Genomic DNA, 17038 nt, shown 5'->3' on the forward strand with positions numbered 1-17038 from the left:
CTTTCCTACGGGGAGCCACACATGATTGAATCCTTTAGTTATAGAAATGAACCACAACAGGACGAGCTTTCAGGCTTGATCGCAAAAGAAATCCAACGCGTTCTGGTCCGCTACAATGAGATTGCGAAGGCTCGCGGTTCAATCTCATCGCTCATGGGGAGGGGCAATGTTGGCGTTGCCAATTTGCCATTGTACCAACAAGCCATTCATGCCGATCTGGCCGACCTAGCCTCGGAATTTGTTGGCAGGCTCGCAGCCGAAGCGGCGCGACATTTCGATGCCAGCATCCGTGAGGCAACTCCCCTCGAGGCGCGAACCGCGGGCGGGCCGCGGTGTGCCGTTCGAACGCCGCCAGACGATTCCATGCGCATTGAAGACTGGGCAGGTCAGGTTGCAGGGCCAACATATCTGGAAGAACGCTTTGGCATACCGCGGTCAACATTGCATTGGTGGCAGCGGCACAACGACGTGATCGCATTGCGAAAAGGTGCGCGCAAGCACGTGTTCCCCTTGGCTCAGTTCGTCGACGGCAGGCCTGCGTCCGGAATTCGGCAAGTGCTTTCTTTGAGCGACAAACCCAGACTGGCATGGCTCTGGCTGATCCAGCCATCGCCTCCTCTGGATGACCGCGTTCCCATAGAAATGCTCAGACAAGACCTGACTGAAGACGTCGTCCTGGCCGCACGGGATTTTTTCTCGACATAACGCCGGGCTGACGAGCCAGCTGCCAATCAATGCTCCGTCGATCAGTTGGCCACGGTACCCGCTGTGCGGGCGCGCCCACTATATGGCGCGCATCCTGCAGTCTTGACTGCCATATATGGCAACCATGTTTAATTGTCCAGTTCGTACAACAAGTATAAATTGTGCAGATAGTCCGAGTTTTACCAATAAATTTGTTGTATAACGGCAACGTTACTTGCAAAATCGGGCGATATCCGCGCTTGCGAGCTTGAAACCATCCATGGTGATCGATAGCACACGGACTGCGAGGAGCTGCGCAATGCGTGGTGTCTCGGATTGTGGGGAACGGGAGGGATGCGGTCGTCGGGAACGACACCCCTGCCTTTTTAATCTTGTGACTGGAGATCAAAATGAAAATGAAGAGCCTTCTTTTCGGTTCCGCGGCGGCCGTGGCCGTTGCCAGCGGCGCGCGCGCCGCTGACGCCCCAGTGGCTGCTGAGGCCGAGCCGGCCGAATACGTCAGGGTGTGCGAGGTCTACGGCGCCGGTTACCTCTACATCCCTGGCACCGAAACCTGCCTGCGCATCGGCGGCTACGTCCGTTACGATGTCGGAGCCGGTGACGTCGGATCGTTCGATGGTGCGCGCACACACGACGTGCAAGACGGCGGCGCCCAAGCCACCTGGTACAAGAACACCCGGTTTACACTAAAGACCTGGACCGGCCAGGAAACGGAGCTCGGTACCCTCAAGACTTACACGGAGACCCGGATTAACTTCGGCGACCGGAACGCCTATTCCGGCCCGGATAGTCCCCAGAATTATGCCTCCAACAAAGGCCTGACGTTGAACTTCGCCTGGGTCCAGCTGGGCGGGCTGCGCGTCGGCAAAGACTATTCCGCCTTCGATACGTTCATCGGCTATGCCGGCAACGTCATCAATGACACACTCGTTCCCTACGGCGACTTCAACACCAACGTGGTGCAGTACTACTTCGACGTTGGCCAGGGCCTCTCTGCCGTGGTGTCGCTCGAACAAGGCCAAGGGAAGGTCGGCACGATCGACAGCTATGTTCCCCACGTCGTTGGCGGTGTGAAGTACAAGCAGGGCTGGGGCGCTATCACCGGCGTCGTCGCTTATGACAGCAACTATGCCGAGGTTGCCGGCAAGGTTCGCATCGACTTCAACGTCACCAAGGACTTGTCCCTGTTCGGTATGTTCGGCTACGGCAGCGACGGCAACCTCAACGACGACACGACCAACGCCATCCCCGCACATGGCCGCGGTTTCCACAAGGTCTGGGGCGGCAACTGGGGCTTCTGGGCCGGCGGCACCTACAAGTTCAACCGGAAAACCTCGTTCAACCTTCAGGTTTCGGGCGACCAGCTGAAGAATTATGGCGTAGCGGCCAACATTTCTTACGAAGCCGTTCCCGGTTTCACGGTCACGGCCGAAGTTGACTACGTTCATTATGGCGACTTTGGTGTCGCCACGACTAAGCCGTCCAACGTCAACTTTACCAATGCCGACAAGAAGAACAACGTCGGCGGCATCCTCCGCTTCCAACGTTCCTTTTAGCGGATCGAGAACCTTGCCGGCGAGGAGGAATTTTGCGGCATGGCCAGCGTGCTCGACGGCACGATCGAGGCTACCGCGTTCGCAGCCCGCAAGAGATAGTTTTCACGAGCGAACCGGTTGAAGCATCAGTGATCCCGCCCGTATTTTCCGCGTGGATACGGAAAAGCGCCGGCGGGGACGTGAAAGAGGCGGCCTGACGGGCTTGCAGAGCGCCCGGCAGGCCGTTCCTCTCCTCCCAGCTCGGCAGCCACCCGCTGCGCGCGCTCGGAGCGGCTCCTGATGGAGCTGCTGGAATACGACCTTATGTTCCGCCGGGTCGTCGGCATCAGCGTTGACGATGCGGCCTGGGATTATCGGTGTCTCGAAGAACCCGCGCCGGTTGCTGGAAGGGAACATTGCGGCGAAGTTCCTTGCAGTGCTGGCGCGTCCGAAGGTGAATCGGCCTCAGTCGATTTGATCGTTTTCTCGGTCGACGGCACGCTGGTCGAGGCCTGGATCCGATGAAGGGTGTCAAGCCGAAGGACGGCCCAGGGGCGGTCGTGGCGAGCCGCCGGCGCAAGGCGACGGGCGCAATGCCGAAGCGGATCTTCTGGTCAGAAGCGATCGAACGCATGCCTCGACCATCGAACCGCAACGGCAGGTCGGCAGTCGGCTCGAGATTCTTTTCGTTCATGTTCTTGCCCAGGTTGGGATTTTCGTAACACGCGGCGATTGTAGCCGCCTCGTCGGTGCGGGAAGAACGCTTCCTCGCAGAGCCCTCGATGATGCCGGCTTAGGTCGGGTGCAAAGTGCAGCAGGCTTGAATCAGCGAGGTTGCGCGCTGGGTGCCGGCTCCGGTGCAAAGACCATCCCCCGCTCTTATCGGCTTAATTCCCTTGTTCCAGCCCGGACCTTTTCGATCAACCCGCTGCGGGGTCGGACTACGCAAGCGTGCCGTCGCTCACGGCTTCGCCATCGCGATGATCGCGGCCCTGTCTGGACCCGACGGGCGCCTGTCGAGCGGGGAATGGTCCCCGCGAACGGGAGCCAAAACAAATGTCGCACGAACTCAGCCTCGCTCAGAACCACGCCTGGAACCTTGCCCGCACCCTGATGACGCCGGTCATCCTCTTCAAGGTCGATGACGACGAATACGGTGTTCTTCCTGCCGACGACCTTGACGGTGACGAGGTCGAGGCGATCTACGAATATTGCCCCTACACAGGGGGCCGGCCGGTTCATTGAACCGGCTTTTCCCGTCCGGCTTGCCGCAACCAAGCGGCAGGCCGCAAGGGAAGCTCCGCCGCGGCAGAAGCCGCGCCCTTGCCCCCTTTGCTTGTTGCGGCGGTTGCGGCGTGTTCCGCGAATTGTGCGGAAGAGATAGACTTGGAGAAAGGTCGGCCAAAAGGTGGCCGGGAGAAAGAATGGAAAAAGCAGATATCGAAGAATTGCGAGGCCGGGTGGGATGTGCGGCCGTGTTGGAGACGGGCGGCTTCGCGATCGATTTGAAGGAAAGCACGCGCAAGGCCGTAAAATATCGGCGCGGCGACGACATCATTATAGTCATCCACGACGGCAAGGGCTGGTTTGCCCCGCTCTCGGATGCCAAGGGCGATGTTTATTCGCTCGTCCAACATCTGGACCGCTGCGATTTTCTGCAAGCCTTGGTGCAGGTCGCGTCGCTCGTCGGTTTCCAGCCGCGTGAACCTGAATGGCAACGGCAATCGCGGGAGACGGAGTTGGATCAGTCGATACCGGACCGCTGGGCCGTGCGCCGCAGGCCGTGGCGGAGATCGGGGACCTGGCGTTATCTGCGCGACGAGCGACACATTCCCGAGCACGTGATCCGTGCTGCGATTGCCCAGAACCTCGTGCGCGAAGGGCCGCGCGGCAGCATGTGGGCGGCTCATCAGAATGACGATGGCGTCGTCACCGGCTGGGAGGAGCGTGGGCCGGAATGGCGCGGCTTTGCCTCCGGCGGCAGCAAGGTGCTGTTTCGGTTCGGACAGCAGCATGCGAATCGCATCTGTGTGACCGAAGCAGCAATCGATGCCATGAGCCTTGCCGCGATCGAGCGGATCCGGCGCGATACGCTCTATGTCAGCACTGGCGGCGGTTGGTCGCCGGCCACCGACAACGCGATACGCCTGTTGGCCAAACGGCCCGAAGCTCGCCTTGTCGCCGCCACCGACGCCAACGCACAGGGCGAGGCGTTCGTGTCCCGGTTGCGCGAGCTTGCCAGTGAACTCCCCTGTGACTTCGAACGTCTAAGGCCCTTGGCCGAGGACTGGAATGCGATGCTGAAGGACGCGGCAACCGCCTAACAGCGCAGATCGGACCTACTGCGGCACGACCTCCGCCGTCGTCATCGATGCGCAACGGGTGCGCCCAGGCGAGATTGGCTTCTCTTCGGACCGCCTCGACATCGCACTCAACCTGTGGCGCGTAGATCTCCAGCACAAGCCATGCGTGCTTCGGCATAGGTTCCTGCGGGCCGGTGAACCTGGCGCGAAACCATTCCAGATTGCCGCTGTGGAGCTTCTCGAGCTCTCCCCTCGTATGCATCTGACCTGAGACGAACACGACTGTCAGCGGCTCGCCGCAAACTGTCATTCTCTTGTTCTCGACAGCCTCTTGTCCCGCCAGCGGCAGGATGAGCCTGCTTTCCTTTCCCCCGCGCTGACCCCAGAACAAGCCGGAAAGCCTGGACGCGCAAGTCTGCCACAGGCGTCGACAAGCGCGTCATCCCCCGACTGGACAAAGCTTCGTCTTTTCGGGCGTGACAGCGTCAGGAATAGGCGTCGAGCAATCCAGGACTGGATCTGTCCTATCCGGCGCTTCCGGTTCGCCGGCCATGGCGGCGCCATGTTGCGACCAAGACAATGCCGAAGACGCGCCCGTGCGTCATGGGCGTATATCAGCTCGCCCATGCGGCAGAATCAGGGAGAAGGAAAGGAGAGGGGAGAAAACCCGGCTGCCGCATGCCCGCCAGCCGCGTCAAGTGTGAAGCTTCGCCCGGCTTCGCCGGCACTTGACCCGCCCGGGCGGAGAGGCGGCCGCAGGAGGGTGTCAGGAAGGGCTGAAGATGATGGTGATTCCGAAGAAGCACCGCGCTCCAGCCCGACGAGGCTGAAGGAGCCCGCCAATGAACCCCGATTCTCCGATCCGCAAAGTCTACCAGGGTATCGCCGATCGTCGGCAGATGTTCCGCATGTTCGACCGCCATGCACAGCGTCCTAACCGTTTCGACGCCGACGCCGGTCCCCTCTATTCCGGCGAATGGTTTGAGCATTCCGAAACCGAGCATGACTATATGTTCAATATCCTGCCGCCGCTCTTCATGAACGGCGAGATGTTCGCCATGCGCGAATTCCTCCTAGGCCAGATCACCAGCGTGTTTTTCACGCTCAAGATCGATGACCGCATGCGGTATTTTCATGCCTATTGCGATCTTGCTGACAAGAGGTCGCCCGCGCGCATGCGCGCCGCGATTGTCGAGCGGGAAAGCCGGCCCGTCCGCGCGATGACGCGTGAGGAACGCATCGAGCATATCTGGAGCTCGACCCACGACGAGTATCGCGGTTACGCCGATCGGCGCTTTCCGCGGGCGCACCGGGGCGGGCGGACAGTCATGTTCTTCGGTCCCGACCGAAGCCACGACTTCAAACTGCTTGACCAGCTCACCGACGCGGAAATCGCGGCAAAGCTACCCGTCAATTTGCGCCATCTCCCCATGGCCGTTGCAGCGTGAGGAGGCGACGATGTTCACATTTCCCATTGTTGCCGTTCGCAAGGTTATCGAGCGCGGAAAGACCGATGCAGTCAACAACGGTGGATTCCGCAATCCCTATTATGGTCTCAAACCGGGCGAGGGCGAGAAGCCAGGCCTATGGCTGGTCGGGGACGAAGGGGTTTACCTTCTTTCCAACGGCAAACTTGCCGAGGGTCAGAAGGCCTTCATCTGCTACGCCGAGGAGTGCAATCCTTCGATCAATCCCGACTCCTGGCACTACAAACGCCAGTATTTTGGGGGCGATGATGGCATCGAGTTCATTGATGCGGCCGAGGTCCTCCATCTCCTCGATAAAACACCTGATGCCACGCATCTCTGTGTCCAGCTGACCGACACAAGCATCTCACTCACCCCGACGCGCCAACCGCGCCAGCACTAACCAACTTCACCCCACTGCGCACATGCGCCGCGGCCGATCCCCGATCGGCTGCGTGCTTCCGCGCGCCTTCACTCAGGAGAACTTCTCATGTCCCATGACGACCCCTTCACCATCGATCTTTTCAGCAACACCGCTCTTTCGTCGGGTCTCGGTCTCGGCGTGACGGCTTTTGCCGGCAATTTCGAACCCGATGATGACCCCGATCCGTCGTCGCCCGCGCCAGCGATGCCGGTCGCGGCGATCGCGCGGGCACCTTCGAGGACCTCTAAGGAGCGTGCTTCGAACTTCTATCTCGCCGACACCCGTGGCCTGGCCCGGGGCTGGAAGGAGCGGGCCCGGGACAGTGTCGCAGCCATCCGGCTTGCGGCAGCGATCGAGGCCGACGAGCGTCCTGCCACCGCGCAGGAGCAGGAGCGTTTGATCCGCTTCACCGGTTTCGGTGCCTCCGATCTCGCCAACGGCGTCTTCCGCCGTCCGGGCGAGATTGAATTCCGCAAGGGCTGGGACGAGATAGGCTCCGAGCTGGAGTATGCCGTCGGCGAGAGCGATTATGCCTCGCTCGCGCGCTGCACCCAGTACGCCCATTTCACGCCCGAATTCATCATCGAGGCGATCTGGTCGGGCCTCCGGCGCATGGGATGGCGCGGTGGCCGTGTGCTGGAACCTGGGATTGGCACGGGGCTGTTTCCGGCATTGATGCCGGAGGCGCTGCGCAAGCTCACCCACGTCACCGGAATCGAACTCGATCCCGTCACGGCACGGATCGCCCGGTTGCTGCAGCCACAGGCGCGCATCGTCACGGGCGATTTCGCCCGCACCGATCTTCCGTCGAGCTTCGACCTCGCTATCGGGAACCCACCCTTCTCCGATCGCATGGTCCGCTCCGACCGCGCCTATCGCCCGCTTGGCCTGCGTCTGCACGACTACTTCATCGCCAAGTCCATCGACTTGTTGAAGCCGGGAGCGCTGGCGGCATTTGTCACCAGTTCCGGCACGATGGACAAGGTCGATGTTTCCGCGCGCGAGCATATCGCGAAAGCCGCGGACCTGATCGCAGCCATCCGCTTGCCCGAAGGCAGCTTCCGCGCAGACGCCGGCACGGACGTCGTCGTCGACATCCTCTTTTTCCGGAAGCGCAAGGTCGGGGAGCCGGAGGGCGACCTTTCCTGGCTCGACACCGACGAGGTGCACCCCGCAACCGATGACGAGGGCGCGATCCGCGTTAATCGCTGGTTTGCGCGGCACCCGGACTTCGTCCTCGGCACGCACGCCCTCACATCGGGTCGTTTCGGCGAGACCTACACTTGCCTGTCGCGCACGGGCGACGATCTCTCCGCCCTGTTGTCGGCCGCGGTCACTCTCCTTCCGGAAGACCGCTATGACGGCGAACCCACGGAGATCGATTTCGATCTTGAGGATGCGGCCGACGACGCCCCCGTCGATCTTCTGTCCGAGCGCCATGTGCGCGAAGGCAGCTTCTTCTTCGACAAGGCCCGCGGCCCTATGCAGCTGATCGACGGCGAGCCCATCGCTGTGAAGGTCCGCAAAAGCCGCAGCGCTGATGGGATCCCGGAAAAGCATGTCCGCATCATTCGCAAGCTGATCCCGATCCGTGACGCGGTGCGCGAAGTGCTCAAGGCGCAGGAGCTCGGTCGGCCCTGGAAGGATCTGCAGGTCAAGCTGCGTATCGCCTGGTCAAGCTTCGTGCGTGACTTCGGCCCGATCAACCACACCACGGTGTCGATCAGCGAGGATCCGGAGACCGGCGAGACGCGCGAGAGCCATCGGCGACCCAACCTCCAACCGTTCCTCGACGATCCCGATTGCTGGCTGGTCGCTGCAATAGAGGACTACGATCTCGAAAGCGATACCGCCAGGCCCGGGCCGATTTTCACGGAGCGCGTAGTCTCCCCGCCCGCTCCGCCGATCATTACGAGTGCTGCCGACGCGCTCGCGGTTGTCCTCAACGAACGTGGGCGCGTCGATCTCGACCATGTCGCCGAGTTGCTGCACCGCGATCCGCAGGACGTTGTCGCTGAGCTCGGCAGCGCGATCTTTTGCGATCCGACCGATGGCTCCTGGCAAACGGCAGACGGCTATCTGTCCGGCCATGTCCGCGACAAACTGAAGGTCGCGGAAGCCGCCGCCGCGCTCGATCCGGTCTACGAGCGGAACGTAACGGCATTGCAGGGGGTGCAGCCCGCCGACCTTCGCCCCTCCGACATCACTGCCCGTCTCGGCGCACCGTGGATTCCGGCCTCTGACGTTGTCGCCTTCGTCAAGGAGACGATGGACGCCGACATCAGGATTCACCACATGCCGGAACTGGCATCATGGACCGTAGAGGCGCGTCAACTCGGCTATCTCGCGGTCGGGACCTCCGAATGGGGGACGGGACGCCGGCATGCCGGCGAGTTGCTGGCAGATGCACTTAACAGCCGGGTTCCTCAGATATTCGATACGATCAAGGAGGAGATGAGTGAACGCCGCGTGCTCAACGTCGTCGATACGGAGGCCGTCAAGGAGAAGCTTCACAAGATCAGGCAAGCGTTCCAGCGCTGGATCTGGTCCGAACCTGATCGCACCGAGCGCCTTTCGCGCGTCTACAATGACCGCTTCAACAACATCGCACCCAGAGCCTTCGACGGGTCTCATCTGAAACTTCCAGGCGCCTCGGCCGCCTTTACTCTTTATGGCCACCAGATGCGAGGGATCTGGCGCATCATCTCCGCTGGCGCAACCTATCTCGCGCATGCGGTCGGCGCCGGAAAGACGATGACTTTAGCCGCTGCGATCATGGAACAACGTCGTCTCGGCCTTGTCGCCAAGGCCATGCTCACCGTTCCCGGCCACTGCCTCGCTCAGGTCGCGCGCGAATTCCTGGCGCTCTATCCGAACGCCCGCATCCTTGTCGCCGACGAGACCAACTTCACCAAGGACAAGCGCGCCCGGTTCCTGTCGCGTGCGGCGACGGCGACATGGGATGCGATCATCATCACGCATTCGGCGTTCAAGTTCATCGGTGTCCCTTCGGCCTTCGAGCAGCAGTTGATCCATGATGAGCTGGAGCTGTACGAAAACCTCCTCACCAAGGTCGAAAGCGATGACCGCGTTTCGCGCAAACGCCTCGAGCGGCTGAAGGAGAACCTGCAGGAGCGGCTCGAATCACTCTCCACTCGCAAGGACGATCTTCTCACCATCGCCGAGATCGGCGTCGACCAGATCATCGTCGATGAGGCGCAGGAGTTCCGCAAGCTCAGCTTCGCCACGAACATGTCGACGCTGAAGGGCGTCGATCCGAACGGCTCGCAGCGGGCATGGGACCTCTATGTGAAGTCCCTCTTCATCGAGACCAAGAATCCCGGCCGGGCGCTCGTGCTCGCATCGGGAACTCCGATCACGAACACACTTGGCGAAATGTTCACGGTCCAACGGCTCATGGATTACGCCGCGCTGATGGAACGCGGCCTGCATGAATTCGATGCCTGGGCGTCGACCTTCGGCGACATGACGACTGAGCTGGAGCTTCAGCCATCAGGCAAATACAAGCCGGTGTCGCGCTTCGCCAGCTTCGTCAACGTCCCCGAGCTGATCGCGATGTTCCGATCTTTCGCCGACGTCGTCATGCCCGAGGACCTGCGCCAGTTTGTGAAGGTGCCGGCGATCTCCACCGGCAAGCGCCAGATCATTACGTCCAAGCCGACGCAGGCCTTCAAACATTACCAGATGATCCTGGCTGCGCGGATCGCGGAGATCGAGAAACGCGACCGGCCGCCAGAACCTGGCGACGACATCCTGCTCTCCGTCATCACCGACGGTCGCCATGCTGCTATCGATCTGCGCCTTGTCGATCCCGACCATGACAACGAGGCGGACAACAAGCTCAACAACCTCATCTCGAACGCCTTCAACATCTGGAGGACCATGGCGGATACCACCTATACTCGACGTGACGGGAAGCCGTTCGAACTTTCGGGCGCCGCCCAGATGATCTTCTCGGATCTCGGCACCATCTCGGTGGAAAAGAGCAGGGGATTTTCCGCCTATCGCTGGATCCGTGAAGAACTCATCCGTTTGGGCGTGCCTGCGGCCGAAATCGCGTTCATGCAAGACTATAAAAAGTCCGAGGCCAAGCAGCAGCTCTTCGGCGACGTTCGTGCCGGCAAGGTCCGGTTCCTCATCGGCAGTTCAGAGACCATGGGTACCGGTGTCAACGCCCAGCTTCGCCTCAAAGCCCTCCACCATCTCGATGTGCCCTGGTTGCCCTCGCAGATCGAGCAGCGCGAGGGCCGCATCGTGCGTCAGGGGAACCAGCACGACGAGGTCGATATCTTCGCCTACGCCACGGAAGGTTCGCTCGACGCCACCATGTGGCAAAACAACGAGCGTAAGGCCCGCTTCATCGCCGCAGCGCTCTCGGGCGACACCTCTGTGCGTCGCCTCGAGGATCTTGGTGAGGGCCAGGCCAACCAATTCGCCATGGCCAAGGCCATCGCGTCCGGCGATCAGCGCCTCATCCAGAAGGCGGGCCTCGAAGCCGACATTGCGCGGCTGGAGCGACAGCGCGCCGCTCACATCGACGACCAACATGCCGTTCGCCGGCAGCTTCGCGAAGCCGAACGTGATATCGAGTATTCCACGCGGCGGATTGCTGAGACTGGTCGCGATATCGAGCTTCTCGTTCCGACCGTTGGCGAGGCGTTCACCATGACCGTGGCCGGCAACGTCTACACTGAGCGCAAGGAGGCAGGCCGGGCGCTCATGAAGGAAATCCTGACCCTGGTGCAGCTCCAGAGACAAGGCGAGTGCATCATTGCCTCCATCGGGGGCTTCGATCTCGAATATGAGGGCCAGCGCTTCGGTAAGGACGGCTACCGCTTTACCACCATGCTGCTGCGCACCGGCGCGGATTATGAGATCGAACTTTCCATGACGGTCACGCCGCTTGGCGCGATATCCCGCCTCGAGCATGCACTCGATGACTTCGAGGGTGAGCGGCAGCGCTTTTCCCAGCGTCTCGCCGATGCCCGCCGCCGGCTCGTGTCGTACCAGTCTCGCGACAATGGCGCCGAATTCGCGTTCGCCGGTGAATTGGCCGAAAAACGACGACAGCTTGCGGAGGTGGACGCGGCTCTATCTGCTGATGTGGAAACACTGGCCACGCCTCTCAAAGGAAGCCGCATAACTCCGTTCAAGAGAGTTGTAGGCTGAAGAAGGCCTCTTAGCAGCGGCTGTCGAATGGGACGAGTCCGGTCCCCAAAACCAAGCGCCGGACGACCTTGGTTCGCGAACGTCTGTCGGATGGCTCGCAGGTCATGAACCTCCACTTTTGAAGGGGAAGTCCAGGGTGAAGTTTCGACGATGAGAAGGGAGAGAATGGAAAAAACACCGCTCGCAGATCGGGCGGACCGCTGACGCTTGCGCTCAACCGCGCCGCTCGCGATCCCGGCCACGTCGTCCTTCGCAGGGCTGTTAGCCCCGCTTGGCCTGCCGGGCAGGGATGCTCGGCCGCAGTTGCACCGGCCCGTCCGCTCTGCGGGCCGGGGGATGTCTTCGGGAAGAAGACGAGAAAGGACGCCGCGATTGGCGGTGTCCGGCAACCCCGTAAGGAGCATTTCCATGGAACTGAAGTTTGTTGATCCGCGCGCGCTGAAGGCGAACCCCCACAAGGCGCGGCGCGCCAAGTCCAGCCCACAGGCCGACACATTGCTGCTGGCAACGATCCGCGCCGTCGGCATCGTGCAGCCGCCTGTCGTCGCGCCCGAAATCGACGGCGGCAACGGCTATGTCATCGATGCCGGTCATCGCCGCGTCAAGCAGGCCATCGCCGCAGGGCTTGAGGAGATCGCGGTGCTGGTGATCGAGCGCGCCGAGGATGGTGGCGCGATGCGCTCGCTCGCCGAAACGCTTGCGCATGAGCAGCTCAATCCCGTCGACCAGTGGCGGGCAATCGAGCGTCTGGTTGCGCTCGGCTGGACCGAGGAAGCAATCGCGGTCGCTCTGGCTCTGCCGGTTCGCCAGATCCGGAAGCTGCGTCTGCTCGCCAATGTCCTGCGGGCTATGCTCGATCAGATGGCAAAGGGCGATATGCCCAATGAGAGCCAGCTGCGCACGATCGCTTCGGCCTCGCTCGACGAGCAGAAGGAGGTCTGGAAAAAGCACAAGCCCTCCAAGGCTGACCCGCAGGTCTCCTGGTGGAGCGTGGCGCAGGGCCTGCAGAAGACCCGCATGTATGCCCGCGATGCGAGCTTTGGCGACGAACTCGCGCAGGCCTACGGCATCGCCTGGGTCGAGGACCTGTTCGCGCCGGCCGATCAGGACAGCCGGTACACCACCGACGTCGAAGCGTTCCTTGGCGCGCAGCAGGAGTGGATGACGCAGCACCTTCCCAAGAAGGGCGTCATCACGGAGGTGAACAACTGGGGCCAGCCGGAACTGCCGAAGAAGGCCGAGCGCGTTTACGGCAAGCCGGGCAAGTCCGATCACACCGCCCTCTATCTTGATCGTGAGGGGAAGGTGCAGTCGGTCCACTTCCGCATGCCCGAGGCGAAGAAGCCCAAGAAGGGCGAGCAGACGCTTAGTGAGGGGGACGATGCTGCAATCGTCGTCAAGACGCGTCCCGATGTCACCCGCAAGGGCATGGAGATGATCGGCGATCTGCGCACCGATGCGCTGCACGAGGCGCTGTCGCGGGCGCCGATCGAGGACGACACGCTGATGGCGTTGCTGGTCCTCGCCTTCGCCGGGCAGAACGTCACGGTGGCGTCGGGTGCGCGCGACGTCTCGTATTGCGGGGCGGCGGGCCTTGGCGAACATGCCGCGCGCCTGTTCGACCAGGAGGGCAAGCTCGACTTCGACATGGACACGCTGCGCATCGCCGTGCGGTCCCTGTTGATCGACGTGTTGTCTTGCCGGGAGAACCGTTCGGACAGCGGGGTCGTCTCCCGCGTGGCTGGCGGCGTGATCGGTGCGGACAACTTCCTGCCCAATATGGGCACGGTAGACTTCCTCTCGTGCCTGTCGCGGCCGGCGCTCGAGGCGTCCTGCGCCGATACGTCGGTCCTGCCGCGCCAGAAGGTCAAGGACACCCGCGCGGCCCTGGTCGAACACTTCAAGGAGGGCCGCTTCGTCCATTCGTCGGCGCTGTTCGGGCCCGACCAGGCGAAGCTTGCGTCGTGGCTGAAGAAGAACGAGCGCATTGAACAACCGGACGATGGCACGCCGGAGGACCAGGATGAGTTCGACGGCGATGCAGTTGTCGAGCCCGCGCATGACTACGTCGATGAGGATCCGGCTCCGCAAGACGACGAGCTCACCGACGAACAGCGTGAAGCCTACAAGGTCGCCGCCGAGTAGAGCGGCTCCGCCTCAACTCTTGCGAACGATCTTTCCGCCGCCGGCACATCGCCGGCGGCGGTTTTGTTTCCACCATCAACATCATGGAGAAAAACCATGTCCGCCCAACTGATATTCGACCTCATGCCCCTGGGTTCGATCCTGACATATTCTGGTGGTTTCCCGCGACCACCGGAGCGGTTCGCCAAGAAGCTCGCCGCTTGGGAAAACCGCAATTCCGGCGGCCACCTGACCCGCAAACAGGCCGAAGCTCCTGTCGGCAATACGACGATCCCCGCGTCCATCACCCTGCACGAGGGCGACTACGGCAGTCAGGGCACGATCGTCTTGCGTGTCCACCGGTCGTTCTCGGTGAACAACGACCTGAAGTTCGCAGTCAAGGAGTGGCCGGCGATCGGCTCGGTCCTCGTTCTCGACCGCGCGGGCTACGATGCCGAGCTTGTCCATCTTGCCGCCCATCGCGCGGCCGCCGAGGCCTGGCTGACTTGCCACGGCTATCCGAACGCCGTTCTGCAGGAAATCTCGGCCGATACCGTCGCGGCGGATGCGGTGGAAGGGAGGGCAGATGCATGAGTGTGCGCAGCTCCGAGCATGATGTCGTCGAAAGCCGCCTGACTCCGGCGCGTTCCTCGAACGGTATCGTGCAAACCTGGCCGCCAGTACCGCCGACCATCGGCCGGAAATCGACGCCCTGTCGCGCAAGCTGGCACGGCAGGAAAGCACCATCACAGCGTTGCGGGCTCAGCTTCAATCAGAAGAGCTGTGTGCGTGATGCATGATGGCGTCCCCCCGCCAGGCCAAGCATCGATCCGTAGCTGAAATAATGGTCGCATCCACGGTGACCAGGCGGCCCGCATATGTTGGTGATGCGCTTGTGGAGCGGCAGGGCCAAGGAATGGCCAGGGCGGCGGATCGACCGGACGCTTATCGGTCTGCACGCCGGTGTCGTTGACCATCCCTCGGCCCGTCTTCCCGGCGGGTTTGCTGCGGTCTGAACCTGCGGCTGGTCCCTTCAAGACCGCTATCGCGCCGCGCAACGGCCGGAACCCGCCGATCTCGACAAGGCGGGCCCGCGTCCCGCGCAGGGACCAGTGAAGGACTGGCCCCCGCTTGTTCGCAAGCCGACCTCGCTCGCCTGGCAGGCTCCGGACCCTGAAGCGCCCAGCTTCCGCCGGTTCCTTTTGACCACACCCGCAGGGAAGACCGGCCGAGGGCCGGATCACCTGGAGGGCATCGCTAGAAAGGTAAGCTTCATGTCCAATTCAACCCGCTCCCCCAAGTCCAAAGCCCGTGTCGTCCCACTCCGCAAGGGCACGACCCTCGAAATGGTCCGGCTCTGCTGCCCGGACGGCAACCAGGCCACCCTCATCTCCGAAAGCTTCGGCCTCCCGGTCCTCGACAGCGACGGCATCCGTGAATTCCACCAGCGCAGCCTGATCGAAGGCGCCGATACCCTCTCCGAGGGGCTTTCCGACAAGGCCATGCAGATCCACCTGCAACGGATCGTCGGCTCCTATGTCGGCTCCGCCTATGGGGCAGGCCAGTTCTATTCGAAGGCCGTCACCGAGGCAAAAGATGCCACGGCCAAGCTCGCCAACGACATCCGCGACGAGGACCTCGACGGTCCGGTCGGCTTCGACAGCAACTCCCAGCGCAAGCGCGAGTTCGCAGCCGACATGGGTCTACAGTCGCACGCCTTGCGCATGGCGGCCGAGGGTGCCGTCGCGGCTTACGAGCACATCGTCGGCGAAAGCTGGAAGCCCTATGAGCGCCAGGTCGACAATCCCGGCCACAACGCCAGCCGGCAGGCTGCCGATCTCCAGATGGCGGCACTTGGCTGACCGCCAAGGGCGGACCTTCGGCTCCGCCCAATTTCCACCCAATGAGGCTGGTGTCCTTTCGGACGCCGGCCTCTTCGCATGTCTCGATGATCCAAACCCGACACCAGCAACAGACATTTGGCCCGCGCCAGTCGCGGCCAGCACGAATGTTGGTCCTGCTCCGGTCCTCGTTCCGCGAAACGGCTGCGCCGTCCTTCACTGACGTTGCGGCCCGCCGTGCGACATCTCCCTTCCTATCCGATTGCGCATCTGCGGGTTCGCCGACCTGCGGTCCTGCGCGTGTCGACCTCGTGACGGCCGCGACTGGCGCGGCCTCGAATGGAGGCTCGAAAAAAATGAGCAGGAAAGAAAGCAAACCCCGCGTCGATATCTACGCGAAAATCACCGACCGCATCGTCGCGGAACTGGAGAAGGGTGTGCGCCCGTGGGTCAAGCCCTGGAGTGCGGCGAATACGACAGGCCGGATCACCCGCCCGCTCCGTCATAACGGTCTGCCGTATCAGGGGATCAATGCGCTGCTTCTGTGGTCGGAGGCGGTCGCAAGAGGATTTGTCTCGCCCACCTGGATGACGTTCAAACAGAGCGTCGAACTGGGTGGCCATGTCCGCAAGGGCGAGTCCGGCGCAACAGTCGTCTACTCCAGCCGCTTCACCCGCACCGAAACCGATGCTCGCGGCGAGGAAGTTGAACGCGGCATTCCCTTCCTCAAGGCCTACACCGTGTTCTGCGCCGATCAGATTGAGGACCTGCCCGCGCAATATTATGGCAATCCCGCACCCGTGGACGATCCGGTGGAACGGATCGAACATGCGGATGCCTACTTCGCCAATACCGGAGCGGTCATCCGACACGGAGGCGACAAGGCATTCTTCAATCCGGCTCTCGATATCGTGCAAATGCCGCCGTTCGAGAGCTTTCGCGATGCGCCGAGTTACTATGCGACTTTAGGACACGAGCTGACGCATTGGGTCGGATCGGAAAAGCGGCTTGATCGCAACCTCTCCCGCTATCACAAGGATCGCTCCTTCAGGGCGCACGAGGAACTCGTGGCCGATTTGGGCGGTTGCTTTTTGGCGGCCGATCTCGGCATAGTTCCCGAACTGGAGCCGCGCCCCGATCACGCGAGCTACCTGGCAAGCTGGCTTAAAATCCTCAAGAACGAGAAGCGGTTTATCTTCGCCGCAGCCGCTCATGCGCAGCGCGCCGTCAACTATCTGCACGATCTCCAGCCGAAGGCGACATGGGTCGCAGAGGCTGCGTGATGTTGCAATCTCAAAGCTTTGAAGGGGAGGGCGGCGAGCCTTCCCCGATCCGCCTTCGTGTTCTCAGCCTCGGAGTCGGTGTCCAGTCCACAACCATGGCTTGTCTGTAGAGGACCAATTACCTCAAGCAGAGGCATCGGATTTTAAGGCAGTTCTGATTAGGTTGC

11 protein-coding genes and 1 pseudogene are annotated in these 17038 nt (G+C 62.1%); all 12 read left to right on the forward strand.

Annotated elements, in window-relative coordinates:
• Positions 1–21: 21 nt before the first annotated feature.
• The 12 genes and pseudogenes from LB564_RS24645 (at position 22) to LB564_RS24700 (ending at position 16871) form a co-directional block, all read left to right on the forward strand.
• Complete coding sequence (locus tag LB564_RS24645) at positions 22–705, forward strand: hypothetical protein (RefSeq protein ID WP_140707731.1); 684 nt, start codon at positions 22–24, stop codon at positions 703–705.
• A 389-nt stretch (positions 706–1094) separates the two neighbouring features.
• The gene (locus tag LB564_RS24650) at positions 1095–2261 is read left to right on the forward strand and encodes a porin (RefSeq protein ID WP_224541719.1); all 1167 of its coding nucleotides are present in this window, start codon (positions 1095–1097) and stop codon (positions 2259–2261) included.
• 213 nt (positions 2262–2474) lie between these two features.
• Positions 2475–2904: pseudogene (locus LB564_RS24655) on the forward strand (transposase); the annotation flags it as partial.
• Between the two features lie 392 nt (positions 2905–3296).
• Positions 3297–3485, forward strand: coding sequence for a hypothetical protein (locus LB564_RS24660; RefSeq protein WP_140707735.1), 189 nt, complete (start codon positions 3297–3299; stop codon positions 3483–3485).
• A gap of 179 nt (positions 3486–3664) precedes the next feature.
• Complete coding sequence (locus LB564_RS24665) at positions 3665–4564, forward strand: DUF3991 and toprim domain-containing protein (RefSeq protein WP_140707737.1); 900 nt, start codon at positions 3665–3667, stop codon at positions 4562–4564.
• Between the two features lie 821 nt (positions 4565–5385).
• Positions 5386–5991 (forward strand): DUF1419 domain-containing protein, encoded by a 606-nt coding sequence (locus tag LB564_RS24670; RefSeq protein WP_140707739.1) that lies wholly within the window; start codon positions 5386–5388, stop codon positions 5989–5991.
• Between the two features lie 10 nt (positions 5992–6001).
• Entirely contained in the window at positions 6002–6412 is a 411-nt protein-coding gene (locus tag LB564_RS24675; RefSeq protein WP_140707741.1) for a DUF3085 domain-containing protein, read from the forward strand.
• 87 nt (positions 6413–6499) lie between these two features.
• Complete coding sequence (locus LB564_RS24680) at positions 6500–11623, forward strand: lactate dehydrogenase (RefSeq protein WP_224541720.1); 5124 nt, start codon at positions 6500–6502, stop codon at positions 11621–11623.
• A 408-nt stretch (positions 11624–12031) separates the two neighbouring features.
• Positions 12032–13768, forward strand: a complete 1737-nt coding sequence (locus LB564_RS24685; protein WP_224541722.1) for a ParB N-terminal domain-containing protein — start codon at positions 12032–12034, stop codon at positions 13766–13768.
• A gap of 96 nt (positions 13769–13864) precedes the next feature.
• A complete protein-coding gene (locus tag LB564_RS24690) occupies positions 13865–14341 on the forward strand; it encodes a hypothetical protein (RefSeq protein ID WP_140707745.1) in 477 nt (158 codons plus the stop codon).
• Positions 14342–15021: 680 nt separating this feature from the next.
• Positions 15022–15609: a hypothetical protein gene (locus LB564_RS24695; protein ID WP_140707896.1), complete on the forward strand. Its 588-nt coding sequence runs from the start codon at positions 15022–15024 to the stop codon at positions 15607–15609.
• Positions 15610–15944: 335 nt separating this feature from the next.
• Positions 15945–16871, forward strand: coding sequence for an ArdC family protein (locus LB564_RS24700; protein WP_140707747.1), 927 nt, complete (start codon positions 15945–15947; stop codon positions 16869–16871).
• Positions 16872–17038 lie beyond the last annotated feature (167 nt).

The organism is Mesorhizobium sp. ES1-6 (assembly GCF_020164775.1).
Taxonomy (GTDB): domain Bacteria; phylum Pseudomonadota; class Alphaproteobacteria; order Rhizobiales; family Rhizobiaceae; genus Mesorhizobium.

Bases quoted from the DNA above. Each gene is read 5' to 3' on its own strand.
- LB564_RS24645 (WP_140707731.1), top strand. From the start codon at position 22: ATGATTGAATCCTTTAGTTATAGAAATGAACCACAACAGGACGAGCTT.
- LB564_RS24650 (WP_224541719.1), top strand. From the start codon at position 1,095: ATGAAAATGAAGAGCCTTCTTTTCGGTTCCGCGGCGGCCGTGGCCGTT.
- LB564_RS24660 (WP_140707735.1), top strand. From the start codon at position 3,297: ATGTCGCACGAACTCAGCCTCGCTCAGAACCACGCCTGGAACCTTGCC.
- LB564_RS24665 (WP_140707737.1), top strand. From the start codon at position 3,665: ATGGAAAAAGCAGATATCGAAGAATTGCGAGGCCGGGTGGGATGTGCG.
- LB564_RS24670 (WP_140707739.1), top strand. From the start codon at position 5,386: ATGAACCCCGATTCTCCGATCCGCAAAGTCTACCAGGGTATCGCCGAT.
- LB564_RS24675 (WP_140707741.1), top strand. From the start codon at position 6,002: ATGTTCACATTTCCCATTGTTGCCGTTCGCAAGGTTATCGAGCGCGGA.
- LB564_RS24680 (WP_224541720.1), top strand. From the start codon at position 6,500: ATGTCCCATGACGACCCCTTCACCATCGATCTTTTCAGCAACACCGCT.
- LB564_RS24685 (WP_224541722.1), top strand. From the start codon at position 12,032: ATGGAACTGAAGTTTGTTGATCCGCGCGCGCTGAAGGCGAACCCCCAC.
- LB564_RS24690 (WP_140707745.1), top strand. From the start codon at position 13,865: ATGTCCGCCCAACTGATATTCGACCTCATGCCCCTGGGTTCGATCCTG.
- LB564_RS24695 (WP_140707896.1), top strand. From the start codon at position 15,022: ATGTCCAATTCAACCCGCTCCCCCAAGTCCAAAGCCCGTGTCGTCCCA.
- LB564_RS24700 (WP_140707747.1), top strand. From the start codon at position 15,945: ATGAGCAGGAAAGAAAGCAAACCCCGCGTCGATATCTACGCGAAAATC.